Raw genomic sequence first — 21,177 nt, forward strand, 5'->3', positions numbered from 1 at the left:
GTTGATAATACAACGCGAGCCTGAAAGCTGTCATGAGCTTTATATCGGCAAAAACGGCGGGAAGTTAAGGGCAAAACGCCCGCAGCGTGCGGGCGTTAAAAATCAGTGGTGTGAGCTATTGGCGGGACGGTCGTCGCGGCGGCCAAATTTAGAGATGACGTTAAAGACTTCACCCAGGCCGTAAATCAGACCCAGCATAATCGCCATCACGATGGGCACCATGATGATGGCGACCGCCAGGCTTTTTAACAGTTCCAGCATGGAAACCTCGCGCAAAGAGTAAAAAAGTGATTGTAACGGCTCGAGAAAAAAAGGCACTGCCCTTTTCGTGCTTTTACTTTAGGCCTTACAATTGGCGCATTCACCTAAGGAGCTGACATGCAGGCAGAACTCTCTCTTCACATCCGTCTTCAGCAGAAACTGTTTGCCGATCCGCGCCGTATCGAGCTGCTCAGGCGCGTGCAGGAAACCGGCTCCATCAGCCAGGGCGCCAGACTGGCGGGCATCAGCTATAAAAGCGCCTGGGACGCCATCAATGAGATGAATCAGCTGGCGGATCAGACGCTGGTCGAACGCGCGACCGGCGGCAAAGGCGGCGGTGGTGCGCGGCTGACGCGCTACGGCGAGCGATTGATTCAGCTGTTTCAATTGATGGAGCAGATCCAGCAAAAAGCCTTTGACGTGCTGCAAAACGACAGCCTGCCGCTTGACAGCCTGCTGGCGGCGATCGCCCGCTTTTCCCTGCAAACCAGCGCGCGCAACCAGCTGTTTGGCACGGTGCAGGCGCGCGATCGTCAGCAGGTGCAGCAGCATGTTGAGGTACTGCTGAACGACGGCGTGACGCGCCTGCAGGTGGCCCTGACCGAACGCAGCGCGGAGCGGCTGCAGCTCGACAGCGGTAAAGAGGTGCTGGTGCTGATCAAAGCGCCGTGGATCCGCCTGACGCCTGACGCCGCAGAGGGCGATAACCAGCTGCCGGGCCTTGTCCACACCATCGAACCTGGCGAGACGCAGAGTGAAGTAATGATTGCGCTGGCGGGCGGTGAAATGCTGTGCGCCACCGTTCCCAGCCAGGCACTTCACCAGCATAATCTGCAGCCCGGCAGGGCCGTGACCGCCTGTTTTAATGCAGAACACGCCATCATCGCCACACTGCTCTGATCTGGCCGCCATGATTTGACTTCATTTCGCTGGCTCGCTACAACTGAGCGACTTGATGCAGAAAACGGAACAAATCATGGCCTCATTGCAAATTTCGCAAGGCATATTTCACCTGAGCGATAGCCGTACCCTGACCCTGCCGGACTTAACCCTGCACAGCGGCGAAAGCTGGGCCTTTGTCGGTGCCAACGGCAGCGGTAAATCTTCGCTGGCGCGCGCGCTGTCCGGCGAGCTGACGGCGGCAAAGGGCGAGCTGCGGCAGGATTTTCAGCGCCGCACCCGTCTGTCGCTGGAGCAGCTGCAACAGCTGGTGACGCAGGAGTGGGAGCGCAACAACACCGATCTGCTGAGTGAAGGCGAAGATGACACCGGCCGCACCGCGCTGGAGATCATTCAGGATGAAGTAAAGGATGAGGCGCGGGCGCAGGCGCTGGCCCAGCAGTTTGGCATCAGCGCTTTACTGACTCGCCGCTTCAAATACCTTTCTACCGGCGAAACGCGCAAAACGCTGCTGTGTCAGGCGCTGATGGCGCAGCCGGATTTGCTGATCCTCGACGAACCTTTTGATGGTCTGGATGTGGCATCGCGCGCCAGCCTTGCCGATACGCTGCATCAGCTGCATCGCGACGGCTACACCGTGGTGCTGGTGCTGAACCGCTTTGACGATATTCCGGATTTTGTCCAGCAGGTCGGCGTGCTGGCGGAGTGCACGCTGACGCACGTGGGCGCGCGCCAGGCGATTCTCGCCGAAGCGCTGGTGGCGCAGCTGGCGCACAGCGAACGCCTGCAGGGCATGGCGCTGCCGGAGCCGGACCAGCCGGATCAGCTGCCGCAGCTGGCGGCAGATGCGCCGCGCGTTATCCTGCGCAACGGCGTGGTGTCGTATAACGATCACGCGGTGATCGACGGCCTGAACTGGCAGGTCAATCCCGGCGAGCACTGGCAGATCATCGGCCCCAACGGGGCGGGTAAATCGACCCTGCTCAGCCTGGTCACCGGCGATCATCCGCAGGGCTACAGCAATGATTTAACGTTGTTTGGTATTCGCCGCGGCAGCGGTGAAACCATCTGGGACATCAAGCAGCATATCGGTTACGTCAGCAGCAGCCTGCATCTGGATTACCGCGTCAGCTGTAATGTGCGTACGGTGATCCTCTCGGGCTTTTTTGATTCGATCGGCCTGTATCAGGCGGTATCGGATCGGCAGAAAGCGCTGGCGCGCCAGTGGCTGGCGCTGCTTGGCATGGACAATGCGCTGGCCGATGCGCCGTTTCATAGCCTGTCGTGGGGCCAGCAGCGGCTGGTGCTGATTGCGCGCGCGCTGGTGAAGCACCCGACGCTGTTAATCCTGGATGAGCCACTGCAGGGGCTCGATCCCATTAACCGCCAGCTGGTGCGCCGCTTTGTGGATGTGCTGATCGGCGAAGGCCGTACTCAGCTGATGTTTGTGTCCCACCACGCCGAAGACGCGCCGCAGTGCATTACCCACCGCCTGAGTTTTGTAAAACAGGGCGCGGGCTATGCTTATCAGCAGGAGGCGTTGCGTTAGTTTTCATTGATGAGCGGGTCGCCATCCATGGCGGCCCGGCAGCAACAGTACGCACCTGACAGATTTCTTCCTCTAAAAATGTAACCGCTACCACTAGCCTGCCGCATTATTCAGCAAACGCTGCGCATAAACCCACAAAATGAGAATCGTCACCTTGTGTAAACGATACCATTTATCCAGACTGGATCACGCTTTCAGCGCCACCGTTATGCTACGTTGAAGGCAGTGATTTTCTTCTGTTTGCCGATTACCAGGACTTGTTATGCAAAAATTTAACCCGGTCGATCATCCGCATCGCCGCTATAACCCGTTGATCGATCAATGGGTGCTGGTGTCACCGCATCGCGCCAAACGTCCGTGGCAGGGTGCGCAGGAGACGCCAGCGCTGGAGCAACTGCCCGCACACGATCCGGACTGCTTCCTGTGCGCCGGTAATACCCGTATCACCGGCGACAAAAATCCCGATTACAAAAGCACTTACGTGTTCACCAATGACTTCGCCGCGCTGATGACCGATACGCCGGACGCGCCGCAGAGCGATGATGTGCTGATGCGCTGTGAAGGCGCGCGCGGTACCAGCCGGGTGATCTGCTTCTCGCCGGATCACAGCAAAACCCTGCCCGAACTGCCGCTGCACAACTTGCAGGACATCGTGCATACCTGGCAGGAGCAGACCGCTGAACTCGGTCAGCACTATCCGTGGGTGCAGGTATTTGAAAACAAAGGCGCAGCCATGGGCTGCTCGAATCCGCATCCGCACGGTCAGGTGTGGGCCAACAGTTTTCTGCCGAATGAAGCGCAAAAAGAGGATGACAACCAGCGCCGCTACTTTGCCGATAAAGGTACGCCGCTGCTGGTGGATTACGTAACGCGCGAACTGCAGGACGGCAGCCGTACCGTGGTTGAAACCGATCACTGGCTGGCGGTAGTGCCGTGGTGGGCGGCCTGGCCGTTTGAAACCCTGCTGCTGCCTAAAACGCACGTGAAACGCATTACCGATCTTAATGAGGCGCAGCGCACCGATCTGGCGCTGGCGCTCAAGCAGCTCACCAGCCGTTACGACAATCTGTTCCAGTGCTCGTTCCCCTATTCGATGGGCTGGCACGGCGCGCCGTTTAACGGCGAAGCCAACGATCACTGGCAGCTGCACGCGCACTTCTATCCCCCGCTGCTGCGCTCCGCCACGGTACGAAAATTTATGGTTGGCTACGAGATGCTGGCCGAGACCCAACGTGATTTAACGGCGGAACAGGCAGCAGAACGTCTGCGCTCTGTCAGCGCTATCCATTTCCGCGAGGAACAATAAATGTCTTTAAAATCGATCACTCAACAGGTTTTCGCTGACACCTTCGGCTATGCGCCGAGCCACAGCATTCAGGCACCGGGCCGGGTGAACCTGATCGGCGAGCATACCGATTACAACGACGGCTTCGTGCTGCCCTGCGCCATTGACTATCAGACCGTGATTGCCTGCGCCCGCCGCGACGATCGCCAGGTGCGCGTGGTGGCAGTGGATTACGACAATCAGCAGGATAGCTTCTCGCTGGATGCGCCGATTGAGCCGCTCAGCGAACCGATGTGGGCCAATTACGTGCGCGGCGTGGTGAAACATCTGCAGCAGCGCGACGCCAGCTTTGGCGGCGTGGATATGGTGATCAGCGGCAACGTGCCGCAGGGTGCCGGTCTCAGCTCGTCCGCCTCGCTGGAAGTGGCGGTGGGCACCGTGTTCCAGCAGCTCTATCAGCTGAAGCTCGACGGCGCAGCGATTGCCGTTAACGGGCAGGAAGCGGAAAACCAGTTTGTTGGCTGCAACTGCGGCATCATGGATCAGCTGATTTCAGCGCTCGGCCAGCAGGATCACGCCATGCTGCTGGACTGCCGCACGCTGGGTACGCGCGCCGTATCCATGCCGGAGGATGTCGCGGTGGTGATCATCAACTCGAACTTCCGTCGTAATCTGGTGGGCAGCGAATACAATACCCGCCGCGAGCAATGCGAAACCGGTGCGCGCTTCTTCAACAAAAAGGCGCTGCGCGACGTGACGCTGGAGGAGTTTGCGGCGGCAGAACAGCAGCTCGATCCGCTGGTGGCCAAACGCGTGCGTCACGTGATCACCGAAAATGCCCGGACGCTGGAAGCGGCGGACGCGCTGAGCAGCGGCGATCTGCAACGCATGGGTGAGCTGATGGCCGCCTCGCACGCCTCAATGCGCGACGATTTTGAGATCACCGTGCCGCCCATCGATCAGCTGGTGGAGATTGTTAAAGCGGAAATCGGCCCGCGCGGCGGCGTGCGTATGACCGGCGGCGGCTTCGGCGGCTGTATTGTCGCCCTGATGCCAACCGATCTGGTCGATCAGGTGAAAGCGGCGGTGGCGCAGCAGTACGAAGCGCAGACCGGCATCAAAGAGACCTTTTACGTATGTAAAGCCTCAGCAGGAGCCGGCCAATGGTAAGCGACGTCAACTCTCATGCGCCGGACGGCCAGCCGTGGCGCATCACCGTGCTGCGCAACCGCAACGGCATGGTCGCCACCTTTATGGACTGGGGCGCCACCTGGCTGTCGGCGCGCGTGCCGATGCAGGACGGCAGCGTGCGCGAAGCGCTGCTCGGTTGCGCCACGCCGTCCGACTATCTGCATCAGGATGCTTATCTCGGTGCCACCATCGGGCGTTACGCGAACCGCATCGCCTTCGCTGAGCTGAAGCCGCTTAACCGGCTGCTGGCGGCCAATCAGGGTCCGCACCAGCTGCACGGCGGGCCGCAGGGTTTCGACAAGCGCCGCTGGCAGATTCTCAGCCAGAGTGACAGCGAAGTGCACTATCGTCTTGATTCGCCGGACGGCGACCAGGGCTACCCCGGCAATCTGATTGCCGATGTAATTTACCAGCTCGATGACGATAACTGCCTGTCGATTCGCTATGAAGCGCAGACCGATCAGGCCTGTCCGGTCAACCTGACCAACCATGCTTACTTCAACCTTGATGCGCATCATGGCGACGCGCGCCAGCATCGCTTACAACTGCAGGCCGATCGTTATCTGCCGGTGGACAGCGCAGGCATTCCCAATGCGCCGCTGAAAGCGGTAGACGGTACCAGCTTTGATTTCCGCCAGCCGAAACGCGTGGCGGATGAGTTCCTGGCCGATGACGATCAGCGCGCGGTGAAAGGTTACGATCACGCGTTTCTGCTCACCACCGCCGGTGACAGCAGCCAGCCTGCTGCGCAGCTGTGGTCAGCGGACGACAAACTTAGCGTGAGCGTGTTCACCGCCGCGCCGGCGCTGCAGTTCTACTCCGGCAACTATCTGGAGGGAACGCGCGCCCGTGAACAGGGCAGCTATACTGCTTTCCAGGGCATCGCTCTGGAGAGTGAGTTTTTACCGGATTCGCCCAACCATAGCGAGTGGCCGCAGCCTGATTGCTGGCTGCAGCCCGGCGACACATGGCACTCCGTGACGCGTTATCGCTTCACCCCGCACTAAGCGCCGGTTGAAAAACGCGCACTGCGGTGCCGACAGGCTTACGCCGTGCGCTGTTTTCCGCTATGGTATGGCGCTATCAGTGTGCCGCTGAAATCAGCGGCCGCAGCCGGTTTCTATCATCATCGAAACATTAAGCATTAAGGAGTAAAGCTATGGCCGTAACTAAGCTGGTTCTGGTGCGCCACGGCGAAAGCCAGTGGAATCAGGAAAACCGCTTCACCGGATGGTACGACGTGGATCTGTCCGACAAGGGTCGCACCGAAGCCAAAGCAGCCGGTCAGCTGCTGAAAAAAGAAGGTTTCGTGTTTGATTTTGCCTACACCTCAGTGCTGAAGCGTGCCATCCACACTCTGTGGAACGTGCTGGATGAGCTGGATCAGGCCTGGCTGCCGGTCGAGAAAACCTGGCGTCTGAATGAGCGTCACTACGGTGCGCTGCAGGGTCTGGACAAAGCGGAAACCGCCGCCAAATACGGCGACGATCAGGTGAAACAGTGGCGCCGCGGCTTTGCCGTTACGCCGCCAGAGCTGGATCGTAACGACGAGCGTTTCCCGGGCCACGACCCGCGCTACAAATCCCTGACCGACGCGCAGCTGCCGACCACCGAAAGCCTGGCACTGACCATCGATCGCGTGATCCCATTCTGGAACGAGAGCATTCTGCCGCGCATCAAGAGCGGTGAGAAAGTGATCGTTGCCGCGCACGGTAACTCACTGCGCGCGCTGGTGAAATACCTCGATAACATGAGCGAAGATGAGATCCTCGAACTGAACATCCCAACCGGCGTACCGCTGGTGTATGAGTTCGACGAGAACTTCAAGCCAATCAAACATTACTATCTGGGTGATGCCGACGAGATCGCAGCGAAAGCCGCCGCCGTTGCTAACCAGGGTAAAGCGAAGTAAGTTCACGCTGAAACGCAAAAGGCCAGACGCGAGTCTGGCCTTTTTTTATGCCGTGCGCTGCCGTTAGCCGCGACGGGTTTTGATCGCCTGCGCCAGCTGACGCAGCGCTTTTTCCGTGTCGTCCCAGCCAATACAGGCGTCGGTGACGCTCTGGCCGTACACCAGCGGTTTACCGCTGTCGAGGCTCTGGTTGCCTTCCACCAGGTGGCTCTCAATCATCACGCCGGTAATCGCCTGCTCGCCGCCAGCAATCTGCTGTGCCACGTCTGCGGCCACCACCATCTGACGCTGGAACTGCTTGCTGCTGTTGGCGTGGCTGAAATCGATCATCACCTGTGGACGCAGGCCCGCTTTTTCCAGCCCGGTTTTCACCGCCGCAACGTGCTCCGCACTGTAGTTTGGCTCTTTGCCGCCGCGCAGAATGATGTGGCAATCTTCATTACCGCTGGTTTCGACAATCGCCGAATGACCATATTTGGTGACCGACAGGAAACAGTGCGGCGCGCTGGCAGCGCCGATGGCATCGATCGCCACTTTGATGGTGCCGTCGGTACCGTTTTTGAAGCCGACCGGACAGGAGAGCCCGGAGGAGAGCTCGCGGTGCACCTGCGATTCGGTGGTGCGCGCACCAATCGCGCCCCAGCTCATCAAATCCGCCATGTATTGCGGCGTGATCATGTCGAGGAACTCACCGGCAGCCGGCAGTCCGGTGTCGTTGATATCCACCAGCAGCTTACGCGCCAGGCGCAGGCCGTCGTTAATCTGGAAGCTACCGTCCATGTAAGGATCGTTGATCAGCCCTTTCCAGCCCACCGTGGTACGCGGTTTTTCAAAGTACACGCGCATCACCACTTCCAGCTCACCCTTCAGCTCCTCGCGCAACGTCAGCAGGCGAGCGGCATACTCTTTGGCTGCCTGCGTATCGTGGATGGAGCATGGCCCAATCACCACCAGCAGGCGGTCATCTTCACCGTGCAGAATGCGGTGAATGGCCTGGCGGGCCTGGGCAACGGTTTGAGCAGCGTTATCGGTGGCGGGGAATTTTTCCAGCAGCGCAACAGGGGGCAGTAACTCTTTGATCTCTCTGATGCGTAAATCGTCGTTCTGGTAATCCATACTTATTCCATTCAAATTTCTGGCCCTGCGTACGCCGGGCGCAACCCGTCCAATGTATCCCTTCAGGCACCAGGTGTAAATTATGTCCTGTGCGCCAATGGCTCGCTCAGATTTGCATTTATTCGTTTATGAACTAAGCTTTTTAAACGTAAGCACTGAGGAATGAGGTGCTTTCGCTATTTATATTCATGCCGAACACTCATGACGGAATTAAATTCCGTCGCGGCACGCTTTTTTCGTCAAACAGCACCAGCGGGTGTCACGCGGCAACTATCCATTTATTACAGGAGCATAATGATGAATAAGTTTGCATTGATCTTTCTGACGGCAGCGATGACTTTGGGCAGCGGCGCAGCACTGGCTGCGGATAACAACAACGGTCAGGCGAATGCGTCAGCTGAAGCCGGCGCAGCCGCGGGCGGCGCGAAAGAGAATCTGCCGCCAAATAATGTCGATAATAGCAACATTAATAACGGCAGCATGAACACCAACAGTGCCGCGACTTCTGGTACGACCTCTGGCAATATGTCGGCCAGCCAGGAACACAAAAATACCATGTGTAAAGATGGTCGCTGCCCGGATATGAACAAGAAAGTTGAAACCAAGGAAGGCGGTGGTCACGTTAAACACAAAACTGACGGCACCACACAGTAATCCACGCGGAGCGTGATGCAGGGCGAGCTTCGGCTCGCCCTGTTGTTTTTCCCCTGCCCTATTTCCGCTATGCTAACGCTATGAAATTCACAGGAACTGTTTCATGGCCGCGCTGCTGCTTATCGATGATCACCCTTTAGTTGAAGTCGCGCTGGAAGCGGCCTGCCTCAACGCCCCTATTCCATTACAGCTTTACGCCGCCGGTGACGAAGCCCAGGCGCGCCAGCTGCTGCAACAGCATCATATTGACCTGATTGTGCTGGATATCGGCCTGCCGGATAGCGATGGTCTGGAGCTGTTGCGCCGTCTGCGCGCGCGCCATCCGCAGTGTCCGGTGCTGATCTACTCGGCCCAGCAGAGCCGCCACACGCTGCTCAGCGCCGCCTCGCTCGGGGCGGCCGGCTATGTGGTGAAGAGTCAAAGCATGGCGCAGTTGCTGAGCGCGATTCTGGCGGTGCTGGGCGGCCAGCAGGCGTTTCCGCCGCTGCCGGAGCGCATTGCGCTACCGCTCACGGAGAAAGAGCAGCAGATTGTGGCGCTGCTGGTGCGTGGGCTGTCGAATATTCAGATTGGCGAACAGCTGCACATCAGCAATAAAACCGTCAGCACCCACAAGAAAAATATCCTTGAGAAGACCGGCGTGCAGTCGGTGGTCGAGCTGGCAGAACTGTGGAAAGCGCAGCAGTGAAACGCTGGCTGCTACTGTTCGCGCTGTTTTTCAGTCTGCTGGCACGCGCCGGCTTGCAACCCGCCAGCAGCGTGATGCTGCCCGCCATGATGCCCGCGCCGCACGCCGAGCCGTGGCCAGGACCGGTGCTGCGCGTGGCGGTGCCGGCGCAAAACAGCGCGCCCTGGGCGATGCGCATCGGCGATCGCATCTGGGGCATTGATGCCGATTATCTCAGCGCCCTCAGCCAGCTGAGCGGCAGCACATTCAGCCTGCACGGCTATCCTGACTTTGCCGCCCAGCTGGCGGCGCTGCAGCGTGGCGACGTGGACATGGTGCTGAGCACCCGCCAGCGCGATCTGCCCGCCGACGTACTGACCAGCGATAGCTGGTTCACCAGCCCGATGCGCATCTACCGCAATCGCGACAACCAGCGCGCGGTGATGTTCAACAGTGACAACGCTCAGCTGACCATCGCCGCCGACACGCTGGCGCAGCTGCCGGAAAACTTTGCACATCGCCACCGTTGGCAGACGCTGCCCGGCAATTTACAGGCGCTGTATGCGCTGCTGAACCAGCAGAGTGACTATCTGGTGGCCGATGAAGCCAGCGCCGGTTTCCTGCTCAGCCAGCTGCAGCAGGGACAGATTTATCAAATCACCGCCGATCCCGGTGCCGGTGAGCTGTCGCTGCGCGCACTGACGCGCGATCCGGCGCTGATTGCCTGGCTCAACCGCCAGCTGCGTTTGCTGCCAGCGGAGTTCAGCAATCGCGTGCAGCAGCGCTGGAGTCCACCGCTGCTGCGCTATCAGGATACGCAAACCCTGATGCTGACGGGCGAAGAGAAACAGTGGCTGGCGCAGCAGGATGCCATCCCTTATGCCGCCGAGAGCGATAACGCGCCGTGGAGCTATCGCGATGCCAGCGGCAACGCGCGCGGCTTCGGTATTGACCTGCTTAACGCGCTGAGCCAGAGCACCGGCCTGCGTTTCACGCCGCGCTGGGTCAATAGTCCGCAGCAGGCCGCCAGTCTGTTGCAGCAGCAGCAGGTGATGCTCAACCTGTTACAGCCGCTGTACGGGGACGATGCTAACCGCACCGCGCTGCCGGTGTGGCGCGCCATCTGGGGCATTTACACGCTGTCCGACAGGCAGCCGATGGACTGGTCCGCGCTGCACGCTCAGCGCGTCGGCGTGCTGCGTGGCGATCTGGCGCAGCGTCTGCTTCCGGCTGAGATCGCGCCCCAGCTGTTCGACGATCGCGCCCAGCTGTGGCAGGCCCTCAACACTGGCCAGATTGATGCAGTGGTGGATAACGTGCTGTCGGCGCGCTGGCGCATGGCCAGCCATGAGGGCAACCGCGTGCATCTCGCGTTTGTGGCCAGCGATATCGCCTGGCCGCTGGCGCCGCAGGTGAGCGCACAGCAGCCGCAGCTGAGCGCCCTTCTCGACCATGCGCTGCAGCAGATTCCGGCGGATACGCTGAACCAGATGCGCGTCAGCTGGTCGCAGCCGCCGCAGCCCGGCACCACCATGACGATGCGCAATGTGCCGCTGCTGATTTTAATTGCGGCCGCCGTGATCATCCTGCTGTTGCTGGTATTGCTGCTGCGCCGTTATCTGCAGCAGCGGCGTGAGCGGTTACAGCGCGAGCAGGCGGAGCGTGCCAACGCCGCTAAAAGCCAGTTTCTCGCCACCGCCAGTCACGAGCTGCGCACGCCGATGCAGGCGATTCTCGGTCTGCTGGAGCTGGAGCAGCAGCAGCATCCGAGCGCGCGGCTCGATCTGATGCACAGCAGCGCACGGTCGCTGATGACGCTGCTGAACGATTTGCAGGATCATGCGCGCATTGAGAATCACAGCTTCCGCCTGACGCCACGCCCGCTCGATCTCAGGTTGTGGCTACAGCAGCAACAGCAGTTTTATCACCCGCTGATGCGCGATGGCGGGCCACAGCTGCACGTGGCGGCGCTGACCCCGCTGCCGGCCAGCGTGATGCTCGACAGCGATCGCCTGCAGCAGGTGGTGAACAATCTGGTGGCCAATGCGCTGAAATTTACCCGCCACGGCGAAATCCACCTGACGCTGGCGGTCAACGGGGATATCGCGCTGACGGTGAGCGACAGCGGCAGCGGCATTCCGCTCAGCGAGCAGGCGCAGCTGTTTGAACCGTGGTATCAGGCGCCGTCGGGCAAGCGCCATGCGGTGCAGGGCAGCGGCCTCGGGCTGTTTATCTGTCGCGAGATTGTACAGCGCATGGGCGGCACGCTGTCGCTGGAGTCCGCGCCGCAGCAGGGCACCACGGTGAGCGTGCGCCTGCCGCTGGAACCCTGTGCGGCATCGGCGGCGGATGACGCCACGCACTGGCCGCACTATCCGCAGCTGCGCGTGGCGATTGTCGACGATCACCCGACCAATCTGCTGGTGATGCAGCAGCAGCTGGCAAGCTTTGGCATTACTGCGGCGGTGTTTGAGGATGGCCGCGAACTGCTGCGGGCCGATGCGCAGCAGCCGTTTGATGTGCTGTTTATCGACCAGATGATGCCACGCCCGGATGGCCTGACGCTGCTGCGCATCCTGCGCCGCCGTCAGCGCCAGCGCGTGCAGCCTGCGCTGCGCATACTGTGCTCCGCCGACGTACAGCTGCTGAAACTGCCGCTGCAGGCGCACGAAGCGCAGCTGGTCAAGCCGGTGACTCTGCGGGATATTGCACCGCTGCTGGCGCAGGCGGTGCGCGATCCGTTGCAGGTGTTGCCGGACAGCCTGCAGATTCTGGCGCAGCACAATCCGGCTTTCATCCCGCGTATTTGCCATACCCTGCAGCGTACGCTGCAGCAGGATCATGATGCGCTGCTGCAGGCGAGCGCGGCCGCAGACTGGCCCCAGCTGGCGCGCGCGGCGCACCGCCTGAAAGGCAGCTGGCTGATGCTCGGCATTGACGACGTAGCCGCCCGCTGCCAGCAGCTGGCCGACGCGGCAAAACAGCATCAGCCTGACCCTGATAATCTCAATTTACTGATATCATTAACGAACAGGCTACTTAACCAACTGGAACGTTATGGCACACACTCATTCTCACAGTGAGCACGGCGGCAACCGCACGCGTCTCGCCGCCGCGTTTGGCGTCACCGCGCTGTTTATGGTTGCCGAGGTCATCGGCGGGCTGGTGTCCGGTTCGCTGGCGCTGCTGGCAGATGCCGGACATATGCTCACCGACGCCGCCGCGCTGCTGATGGCGCTGCTGGCCGTGCAGTTCGCCCGGCGCAAACCGAATGCGCGTCACACTTTTGGCTTACTGCGTCTGACCACGCTGGCAGCGTTTGTGAACGCCATCGCGCTGCTGGTGATTACCGTCCTGATCGTCTGGGAAGCGCTGCGCCGTTTTTACCAGCCCGAGCCGATTGAAGGCGGGCTGATGCTCGGCATCGCCATTGCCGGCCTGCTGGCGAATCTGCTGTCGTTCTGGCTGCTGCACCGCGGCAGCGAAGAGAAGAATCTCAACGTGCGTGCTGCCGCGCTGCACGTGCTGGGCGATCTGCTGGGTTCGGTAGGCGCGATCGTGGCAGCGGTGATCATCATGCTGACCGGCTGGACGCCGATCGATCCGATTCTGTCGCTGCTGGTGGCGTTGCTGGTGGTGCGCAGCGGCTGGGCGCTGCTGCGCGAGAGCCTGCACGAGCTGCTGGAAGGCGCACCGACGCATATCGACGTGGATAAGCTGGCGCGGGCGCTGACGCGTCACATTGATGAAGTGCGCAATGTACATCATGTGCATGTGTGGCAGGTGGGCGAAAAGCCGGTGCTGACGCTGCACGTGCAGGTGATTCCGCCGTACGATCACGACGGCCTGCTGCGACGCATTCATCAGTATCTGCACCAACATTATCAGATCGCCCATGCCACGGTGCAGATGGAGTATCAGCCCTGCGTCGGCCCGGACTGCGAGTTATGCGAGGAGAGCGGCACGCAGCACGAGCACGCAGCGCTGGAAGGCCACGCGCATCACCACCACTAATGGGACAGCGCGCGCGAACCCTGTTCCCGTGCGCTCTGCATCCACAGGCGCGTGCCGTTCAGCGCGATCAGCGTCAGGATGGCGTACTCCAGCGCCATGGCATACACGCCCTGACGCGCAAAGATCATCACGCTGATAACGTTGATCACCACCCACAGCAGCCAGTTCTCGACGTATTTGCGCGTCATCAGGATCATCGCCACAATCGACAGCACCATCATGCAGGAATCCCAGAACGGGAAGGCATCTGGCTGCAGCTGCGGCATCACCACGTTAAGGCCGAGCGACTGCATCAGACCCACCGCGGTGCGCGTGAGGAAAGCAAATACCGGGTCGATATAGTGCGTCATCAGCGCAATGGCGATCACGCAGGCGGCGCCCCAGCCGATGGCTTTCGGCAGCGGCAGCCAGCGGATTTTCAGCGCCGCTTCATGGCTGCTGGTCTGCCGGCTCCACGCGTACCAGCCGTACACGTTGGCAACAAAGAAGAACAGCTGCAGCAGCAGGCTGGCATACAGCTGAATCTGAAAGAAAATCACCGCAAACAGCGTGACGTTAATCAGACCAAACAGGTAGTTGATAATTTTTTCCTGGCTGGCGAGCCAGATACACAGCAGGCCGGCCAGCGTACCAATTGCCTCAATCCATGACAGATCGTAGCCGCCGACGCCAATCGGAATATGAACCAGAATATTGTGTGTGCTAAAGAAGTCCATCATCTGCACCTGTATGAAACCGCCTCAGGCGTTCCCTTTCAGCGTAAGTTTGAGTTGTGCTGCAAAGTCTAGCATGCGGTTGAGCGGCAGCAACGCTGCCTTGCGCAGTGCCGCATCGACGTGAATTTCATGCTGTGCGCCGCCGTGCGCCAGCCCTTCAGCGATAGCCTGCAGGCCATTCATCGCCATCCACGGGCAGTGCGCGCAGCTGCGGCAGGTCGCCCCTTCGCCTGCGGTTGGCGCTTCCAGTAACTCTTTATCCGGTACCGCCTGCTGCATTTTGTAAAAGATGCCGCGGTCGGTCGCCACAATCATCTGCGGATGCGGCAGCGTTTTGGCGGCCTGAATCAGCTGGCTGGTGGAACCGACCGCATCGGCCAGTTCGACAATCGCCTGCGGTGACTCCGGGTGCACAAGCACCGCCGCGTCAGGATAAAGCGCTTTCATGCGCTGCAACGCCTGGGTTTTGAACTCATCATGCACGATGCAGGCCCCCTGCCAGCACAGCACATCAGCGCCGGTTTGCTGCGTAACGTAGCGGCCCAGATGGCGGTCCGGTGCCCAGATGATTTTTTCACCGCGACTGTCGAGATATTCAATCAGCTCAACCGCAATGCTGGACGTCACCACCCAATCGGCACGTGCTTTTACCGCTGCCGACGTGTTGGCATACACCACCACGGTCCGATCCGGATGCGCATCGCAGAAGCGGTTAAATTCGTCAATCGGGCAACCGAGGTCAAGCGAGCACTCCGCCTGCAGCGTGGGCATCAGCACGGTTTTTTCCGGGCTAAGGATTTTGGCGGTTTCGCCCATGAAACGCACGCCGGCCACCAGCAGCGTTTGCGCCGGATGCTGGCTGCCAAAGCGCGCCATCTCAAGGGAATCCGCCACGCAGCCGCCGGTCTCTTCGGCCAGCGCCTGAATTTCCGGATCGGTGTAGTAATGCGCTACCATCACCGCATCGCGTGCTTTGAGCAGACGTTTAATTTCTTCGATGTAACCGGCTTTTTCCTGCGGGCTGAGGCGCGCCGGTTTCGGCGGGAAGGGATAAATGGCGCTTTCAGCATCAAACATTGCACTCATGACACGGCTCTCGTTTTATCGATTTAACAAAATCGCCCATCAGGACGATGATGCGGCATTAAATCCGCCATCGTGTTTTATATGCTAAACACAATAGCGGATTACACCGAGCCTGTCGTGTGATTTTTATGCGGGAAGTACCAGCTGCGCGCCGGCCTGCGCCTGTTGTGGGCTTTCCAGCTCAAGCAGAAACGCTTTTACCGCCAGGCCGCCTGCAAAGCCGGTGAGCTTACCGTTGCTGCCGATAACCCGATGACAGGGCGCCATGATCGACAACGGATTTTTACCGTTGGCAGCCCCGACGGCGCGTACCGCTTTCGGGTTGCCGATCTGCTCCGCGATTTGCAGATAGCTGCGGGTTTCACCAAACGGAATGGTGAGCAGCGCCTGCCAGACCTTTTTCTGAAACGCAGTGCCAACGGTGTCGTAAGGTATGTCAAACTGCTGACGCTCGCCAGCAAAGTACTGACACAGCTGCCGTTCGGCCTCACAGAGAATCGGATGCTGGTCGTTACGCGCGATCGGTTTCAGCGGCACGCGCTGCGCGCCTTCGTTTTCCCATAAAATGGCTGACAGACCGCGATCCGTGGCAATGAGCGTCAGTTCTCCGACGGGCGTGGTAATGATTTTAGCGTGATACATGGTTGCACCTCCGGCATGGGCTATGCGGATGATTATCGCACTTTTGCGCAGCGAAACTGGCTGTTTTCGGCCATGAGCATAAACTGGTTAGCTGTCCGAAAGCAGCCAGTTTTCCATCCGCACCTGCGCAACGATGGTGTTTATTTGCCGGAGACGATGATGTTTGATCCTGAAATTGCCTATCAGGCGCTGACGGCGCGCGACAGCCGTTTCGACGGGGTGTTTTTTGTCGGCGTGACCTCCACCGGTATTTACTGCCGTCCGATCTGTCCGGTGAAAGCGCCGATGCAGAAAAACTGCCTGTTTTTCACCAGTGCCGAAGCGGCTGAAAAGGCGCACTTTCGCCCCTGCCTGCGCTGTCGTCCCGAGCTGGCACCTGGTTCGGCACCGGTCGATAGCCATCATCGCATCGCCGACCGGCTGATTCGCCGTATCGAAGAAGGCTTACTGGAAGAACAGGAGACGCTGGCTGAGATCGCCAGCGAGTTTGACCTGAGTGAACGCCAGCTAAGACGGGTAATTCAGCAGGAGCTGGGCGTGTCGCCACTTGAACTGCGGCAAACCCGGCGTATGCTGCTGGCGAAGCAACTACTGACTGAAACCGCATTGCCGGTGACCGAGATTGCCTATGCCAGCGGTTTTCGCAGCCTGCGCCGTTTTAACGACGTGTTCCAGGCGCGCTATCGCATGACGCCATCGCGTCTGCGTAAGCAGATTCAGACGGAAACCCTGAATGGTGAGCAGGAGAGCGCCGAACTGCGCCTCAGCTACCGGCCTCCTTATGACTGGGACGCCATCCTCGATTTCCTGCAACAGCGCGTGATGAAGCAAGTCGAGTGGGTCAGCGAGGGCGTTTATCATCGTACTGTGGCGCTCGGTCAGTGTCGTGGCTGGGTGCGCATTAGCCATTTGCCGGAAAAGCAGGCGCTGAAGGTGCAATTTACTACCACGCTGACGCCGGTGCTGCCTGCCCTGCTGCGCCGCTTGCGCGATCTGTTTGATCTGGATGCCCAGCCACAGCGCATCAGCGAGCAGCTCAGCCAGGATCCGCTATTAGCTGCGAGTCTGGCACGCTATCCAGGTTTGCGCGTTCCTGGTGCCTTTGACGGCTTCGAGCTGGCGGTCCGCGCCATCCTCGGCCAGCAGGTGACGGTGAAAGCCGCGACCACGCTGAGCAGTCGCGTGGCGGAGCGTTTTGGCGCGCCCCTCACCACGCCGTGGCCTGCGCTCTCCCGCTTACCGCCAGAGGCCGAATCACTGGCTACTGCAACTCTGGATGATATCGCCAGCCTCGGCATTGTGAGCGCCCGCGCGCAGGCGATCCAGGCACTGGCCGGGGCCTGCGCCTCAGGAGCGCTGCGCTTCAATGGCGCGGTTAATCCGGACGTGGTGCAGCAGCAGTTGCTGGCGCTGAAGGGTGTCGGGCCGTGGACAGCGAGTTATATCGCCATGCGCGCCCTGCGCTGGCCGGATGCCTTCCCGAAAGAGGACATTGCGATCCGCAATAATCTCGGCGGCGTGAGCGCAAAGGTCGCAGAGCAGATGTCACAGGTGTGGCGCCCGTGGCGCAGTTACGCGGTGCTGCATATCTGGAAGAGCCTGACGCCGGATAAGGTAAAAAAGTAGATCAGCTTGAAACCTTGCAGCCAGCCGAAAGTACCGGGCGGTTCCGTAAAGTCGCCGTAAATACGTCCCTGTAGGCTCTGCCGGCGCATCCATGCGCCGGAAGCTTTACTCCACCGCCCGGCCCTTCCGTCTTCTTTGAGCATGGGTGCGATTATCTAAAGCAATGACAAGGCTTGATGGCCAGTTAAGGCGGGAGCGGAAGGAGCGAAGCGTCCGAGCCATGGATGGCGAGGCCGATCCACAGGGATGTGAGATTCCTTTGCGATCCGCCCCGCCTTATCTGGCCTGAGTACGATCTCAAAGCAACATACCGAACTTCGTAAAAAAGCAAAAAGGCGCCTTTAGGGCGCCTTTCTACATAACTGGTGGGTCGTGCAGGATTCGAACCTGCGACCAATTGATTAAAAGTCAACTGCTCTACCAACTGAGCTAACGACCCGCTCGGGAAGTGGCTTACAACTTTCGACTTGATGGTGGGTCGTGCAGGATTCGAACCTGCGACCAATTGATTAAAAGTCAACTGCTCTACCAACTGAGCTAACGACCCATCAAGGTTGTGAAGCAAACTGAAGTGACATCAAAACTGAATGGTTGAGATGGTGGGTCGTGCAGGATTCGAACCTGCGACCAATTGATTAAAAGTCAACTGCTCTACCAACTGAGCTAACGACCCATCTTCAGTGCTGCCGATACTTGTTAAGATATGTCCCGGCAACGGCGGCATATATTACTGATTTAGCGGGAGGGCGCAACCCTTATTTTCCGCTAAATGTCTCAACTGCTTACCTTTCATGCGGCAAGACCAGAAATCAGACGAAATCCGGTCTTAACTGCAGCAATTACATCGCAGCGAGCCGTTTTTGTGCCTGCTTAGCAGACTCAGAGTTAGGGAACTGTTTGATCACCTGCTGGTAGACCGCTTTCGCTTTCGCTGTATCGTTCTTCTCCTGCATGATCACCCCAACCTTAAACAGCGCTTCCGCCGCTTTTGGCGATTTCGGGTAGTTTTTAACTACAGTGGCAAAATAGTAGGCCGCATCGTCCTTTTTGCCTTTGTTGTAAAACAACTGACCCAGCCAGTAATTGGCATTCGGCTGATAGGTGGAGTCCGGATACTTCTTCACCCACGCCTGCAGCGCAGTAATCGCCTGGTCGTACTGTTTCTTCTCAAGAATCAGCGCGACGGCAGCATTGTAATCGGTGTTGGCATCGCCGGTTTGTGCGGGTGCAGCGGCAGCCGTATTGCTGCTCCCCGCATCAGCGTTTCCCGCTGCGGCACCGGCTGCTGCATCCGCACCACCGCTGGCCTGCGCACCATTACTGCTGCTCAGACTATCGATCTGCTGATAAAGCTGCTTCTGCCGCTCAATCACCTGATTAAGCTGATAACTGTTCTGCTGGATCTGCCCGCGCAGCGAATCGATATCGCTTTGGTTATCACTCATCTGCTGCTGCAACTGCTGCAGAAGCTGAGCCTGGGCATTGGAGATACGTTCAAGAGTGGTGACACGGTCTTCGACCGAGCCTGAGCCAACGCTACTGATTGACGCCTGGGCATTAGCGGCCCAGGGGGCCGCTACGCCAACCAGTAACGACAGACTCAACAGATGAAGTCTGAAGTTACTAATCATGTGATTCTCTTAGTAAACCAGTACGGCACGACGGTTTTTAGCGTAAGCCGCTTCGTCGTGGCCCAGTACAGCAGGTTTCTCTTTACCGTAAGATACGATAGACATCTGGTCAGCAGACACGCCTTTACCCTGAAGGTACATTTTAACGGCGTTAGCACGACGCTCGCCCAGGGCGATGTTGTACTCTGGGGTGCCGCGCTCATCCGCGTGACCTTCGATGGTCACTTTGTAAGATGGGTTGCTGCGCAGGAAAGCAGCGTGCTGATCCAGCATCTGAGCGTATTCAGACTGCACGTCATACTTGTCCAGACCGAAGTAAACGATGTTGTTCTGCTGCAGCTGCTGCATCTGCAGACGCGCCTGCTCGTCAGAAGACATGTTGCCGTTCTGGCCAGCGCCAGCGCCGTATGCACCGTCAGCACCCATACCGGTCTGATCGTTGTTGTTGTTTTTGTGAGAGCTACATGCAGCTACCGCGATAACCGGCAGAGCCAGCATCAAACCCTTCAGCACTTTGTTCAGTTGCATTTCTTTATCCTATTATTTTGTTTGCCATACATTTTACTCCCCCGCCAGGCGAGGGAGCGATGCATCACAGATACGGCGACCAGGCAGGGAATTTGACCTGTCCATCAGTTGCCGGAAGACGCGCTTTGAAACGCCCATCGGTTGAAACCAACTGCAACACGGAACCCATCCCCTGAGTAGAGCTATAGATTACCATCGTGCCGTTAGGAGCCAGACTTGGCGTCTCATCCAGGAACGTGTCCGTTATTGTCTGAACGGCTCCCGTTTCCAGATCCTGTTTGGCGACGTGCTGCGCGCCACCGGCGCTGCTGATCATCACCATCGTTTTACCGTCAGATGACACATCCGCATCCTGGTTCTGAGCCCCTTCCCAGGTAATACGCTGTGGCGTTCCGCCGTTAACGTTAACTTTGTAAATCTGTGGCGCACCGGCCTGATCCGAAGTGTAAGCCAGCGTCTGGCTGTCCGGGAACCAGGTAGGTTCGGTGCTGTTGTAGCGGCCATCGGTCACCTGACGCGTCTGACCGGAGGCCAGATCCATCACGTACAGGTTCAGGCTACCGGTTTTCGACAGGGCGAAGGCCAGCTTAGAGCCGTCCGGCGAGAAGGCTGGCGCACCATTGTGACGCGGATAAGAAGCCACCTGACGGATAGCGCCGTTGGCCAGCGTCTGCACCACCAGCGCCGATTTACCGCTTTCGAAGGTCACGTAAGCCACTTTGCTGCCGTCTGGCGACCAGGCCGGTGACATCAGCGGCTGCGGCGAACGGTGTACCACAAACTGGTTGTAACCATCGTAGTCAGACACGCGCAGCTCGTACGGGAACTGACCGCCGTTGGTCTGCACCACATAGGCGATACGGGTACGGAACGCGCCTTTGATACCGGTCAGCTTCTCAAACACTTCATCGCTGGCGGTATGCGCGGCATAACGCAGCCACTGTTTGGTGACTTTGTAGGAATTCTGCGCCAGCACGGTGCCCGGTGCGCCACCGGTATCCACCAGCTGGTAAGCCACCTGGTAGCTGCCATCGGCGTTCGGCGTAACCTGCCCGACTACCACGGCATCAATACCCAGTGCGCTCCACGCGGCAGGCTGAACTTCCTGTGCGCTGGTCGGCTGCTGTGGCAGACGAGAGCGATCCAGCGGATTGAATTTACCGCTGTTACGTAAGTCTGCTGCGACGATGCCACCAATATCTTCGGGTGCAGCGCCCGGACCGGCCCACTGGAACGGCACCACACCAATTGGGCGCGCGGTATTCACGCCCTGCGTAATTTCAATGCGTACTTCCGCGTGCAGCATCGCTGCCCACAGCAGTACAAAAAAACCTAAGGTTACACGAAGTGCCTGCTTCATCTTATCTCCCTTATCTGAACCTGAGTTCATGATAATTCG

Annotated in this window: 19 protein-coding genes and 3 tRNA genes; 11 read left to right on the forward strand and 11 right to left on the reverse strand. The window is 59.1% G+C overall.

Annotated features, from left to right (window positions below):
- Positions 1 to 102: 102 nt before the first annotated feature.
- Complete coding sequence (locus C1N60_RS13925; RefSeq protein WP_021508511.1) at positions 103 to 261, reverse strand: AcrZ family multidrug efflux pump-associated protein; 159 nt, start codon at positions 259 to 261, stop codon at positions 103 to 105.
- Between the two features lie 117 nt (positions 262 to 378).
- On the opposite strand from C1N60_RS13925, the gene modE reads away from it, so the two are divergent.
- The 6 genes from modE (at position 379) to gpmA (ending at position 7,098) form a co-directional block, all read left to right on the forward strand.
- A complete protein-coding gene (gene modE, locus C1N60_RS13930; protein ID WP_394520997.1) occupies positions 379 to 1,161 on the forward strand; it encodes a molybdenum-dependent transcriptional regulator in 783 nt (260 codons plus the stop codon).
- Between the two features lie 76 nt (positions 1,162 to 1,237).
- Positions 1,238 to 2,710: a molybdate ABC transporter ATP-binding protein ModF gene (gene modF / locus C1N60_RS13935; protein ID WP_136546834.1), complete on the forward strand. Its 1,473-nt coding sequence runs from the start codon at positions 1,238 to 1,240 to the stop codon at positions 2,708 to 2,710.
- A gap of 262 nt (positions 2,711 to 2,972) precedes the next feature.
- Entirely contained in the window at positions 2,973 to 4,016 is a 1,044-nt protein-coding gene (galT, locus tag C1N60_RS13940; RefSeq protein ID WP_394520998.1) for a galactose-1-phosphate uridylyltransferase, read from the forward strand.
- Positions 4,017 to 5,165, forward strand: a complete 1,149-nt coding sequence (galK, locus tag C1N60_RS13945) for a galactokinase (RefSeq protein ID WP_058781271.1) — start codon at positions 4,017 to 4,019, stop codon at positions 5,163 to 5,165.
- Positions 5,159 to 6,193, forward strand: coding sequence for a galactose-1-epimerase (galM, locus tag C1N60_RS13950; protein ID WP_058757860.1), 1,035 nt, complete (start codon positions 5,159 to 5,161; stop codon positions 6,191 to 6,193). The genes galK and galM overlap by 7 nt, the downstream gene beginning before the upstream one ends.
- A gap of 152 nt (positions 6,194 to 6,345) precedes the next feature.
- A complete protein-coding gene (gene gpmA, locus C1N60_RS13955) occupies positions 6,346 to 7,098 on the forward strand; it encodes a 2,3-diphosphoglycerate-dependent phosphoglycerate mutase (protein WP_010616013.1) in 753 nt (250 codons plus the stop codon).
- A gap of 63 nt (positions 7,099 to 7,161) precedes the next feature.
- Here gpmA and aroG read toward each other — a convergent pair whose 3' ends face one another.
- A complete protein-coding gene (aroG, locus tag C1N60_RS13960; protein ID WP_021508517.1) occupies positions 7,162 to 8,214 on the reverse strand; it encodes a 3-deoxy-7-phosphoheptulonate synthase AroG in 1,053 nt (350 codons plus the stop codon).
- A gap of 294 nt (positions 8,215 to 8,508) precedes the next feature.
- Between aroG and C1N60_RS13965 the strand changes: the two genes are divergently transcribed.
- The 4 genes from C1N60_RS13965 to zitB all read left to right on the forward strand — a co-directional run bounded on the left by C1N60_RS13965 (position 8,509) and on the right by zitB (position 13,549).
- Positions 8,509 to 8,868, forward strand: a complete 360-nt coding sequence (locus C1N60_RS13965) for a YbgS-like family protein (protein WP_394521755.1) — start codon at positions 8,509 to 8,511, stop codon at positions 8,866 to 8,868.
- A 103-nt stretch (positions 8,869 to 8,971) separates the two neighbouring features.
- Positions 8,972 to 9,556, forward strand: coding sequence for a response regulator transcription factor (locus C1N60_RS13970; RefSeq protein ID WP_021508519.1), 585 nt, complete (start codon positions 8,972 to 8,974; stop codon positions 9,554 to 9,556).
- A complete protein-coding gene (locus C1N60_RS13975) occupies positions 9,538 to 12,618 on the forward strand; it encodes an ATP-binding protein (RefSeq protein ID WP_394520999.1) in 3,081 nt (1,026 codons plus the stop codon). Before C1N60_RS13970 ends, C1N60_RS13975 begins: the two co-directional genes overlap by 19 nt.
- Positions 12,593 to 13,549: a CDF family zinc transporter ZitB gene (zitB, locus tag C1N60_RS13980; protein ID WP_021508521.1), complete on the forward strand. Its 957-nt coding sequence runs from the start codon at positions 12,593 to 12,595 to the stop codon at positions 13,547 to 13,549. The genes C1N60_RS13975 and zitB overlap by 26 nt, the downstream gene beginning before the upstream one ends.
- On the opposite strand, the gene pnuC is transcribed toward zitB, so the two are convergent.
- The 3 genes from pnuC to C1N60_RS13995 all read right to left on the reverse strand — a co-directional run bounded on the left by pnuC (position 13,546) and on the right by C1N60_RS13995 (position 15,993).
- Complete coding sequence (gene pnuC, locus C1N60_RS13985; RefSeq protein ID WP_058781268.1) at positions 13,546 to 14,265, reverse strand: nicotinamide riboside transporter PnuC; 720 nt, start codon at positions 14,263 to 14,265, stop codon at positions 13,546 to 13,548. The two genes, zitB and pnuC, sit on opposite strands and share 4 nt — an antisense overlap.
- Before the next feature lie 24 nt (positions 14,266 to 14,289).
- Complete coding sequence (gene nadA, locus C1N60_RS13990; protein WP_150058435.1) at positions 14,290 to 15,351, reverse strand: quinolinate synthase NadA; 1,062 nt, start codon at positions 15,349 to 15,351, stop codon at positions 14,290 to 14,292.
- Positions 15,352 to 15,477: 126 nt separating this feature from the next.
- The gene (locus tag C1N60_RS13995) at positions 15,478 to 15,993 is read right to left on the reverse strand and encodes a methylated-DNA--[protein]-cysteine S-methyltransferase (RefSeq protein ID WP_394521000.1); all 516 of its coding nucleotides are present in this window, start codon (positions 15,991 to 15,993) and stop codon (positions 15,478 to 15,480) included.
- Between the two features lie 159 nt (positions 15,994 to 16,152).
- Between C1N60_RS13995 and C1N60_RS14000 the strand changes: the two genes are divergently transcribed.
- Entirely contained in the window at positions 16,153 to 17,619 is a 1,467-nt protein-coding gene (locus C1N60_RS14000) for an AlkA N-terminal domain-containing protein (protein ID WP_058769453.1), read from the forward strand.
- Between the two features lie 363 nt (positions 17,620 to 17,982).
- Here C1N60_RS14000 and C1N60_RS14005 read toward each other — a convergent pair.
- The 6 genes from C1N60_RS14005 to tolB all read right to left on the reverse strand — a co-directional run bounded on the left by C1N60_RS14005 (position 17,983) and on the right by tolB (position 21,138).
- Positions 17,983 to 18,058, reverse strand: a tRNA-Lys gene (locus C1N60_RS14005).
- A 32-nt stretch (positions 18,059 to 18,090) separates the two neighbouring features.
- Positions 18,091 to 18,166 (reverse strand) — tRNA-Lys (locus C1N60_RS14010).
- A gap of 50 nt (positions 18,167 to 18,216) precedes the next feature.
- Positions 18,217 to 18,292: transfer RNA gene (locus C1N60_RS14015), tRNA-Lys, on the reverse strand.
- A 166-nt stretch (positions 18,293 to 18,458) separates the two neighbouring features.
- On the reverse strand, positions 18,459 to 19,250 hold the full coding sequence (cpoB, locus tag C1N60_RS14020) for a cell division protein CpoB (protein ID WP_058757869.1): 792 nt from the start codon (positions 19,248 to 19,250) through the stop codon (positions 18,459 to 18,461).
- A 9-nt stretch (positions 19,251 to 19,259) separates the two neighbouring features.
- Positions 19,260 to 19,778 carry a peptidoglycan-associated lipoprotein Pal gene (gene pal / locus C1N60_RS14025; RefSeq protein WP_021508527.1) on the reverse strand — a complete coding sequence of 173 codons (519 nt, stop codon included), beginning with the start codon at positions 19,776 to 19,778 and terminating at the stop codon, positions 19,260 to 19,262.
- A gap of 64 nt (positions 19,779 to 19,842) precedes the next feature.
- Positions 19,843 to 21,138, reverse strand: a complete 1,296-nt coding sequence (gene tolB / locus C1N60_RS14030) for a Tol-Pal system beta propeller repeat protein TolB (protein ID WP_021508528.1) — start codon at positions 21,136 to 21,138, stop codon at positions 19,843 to 19,845.
- Positions 21,139 to 21,177 lie beyond the last annotated feature (39 nt).

Source organism: Pantoea sp. SGAir0184 (genome assembly GCF_043544755.1).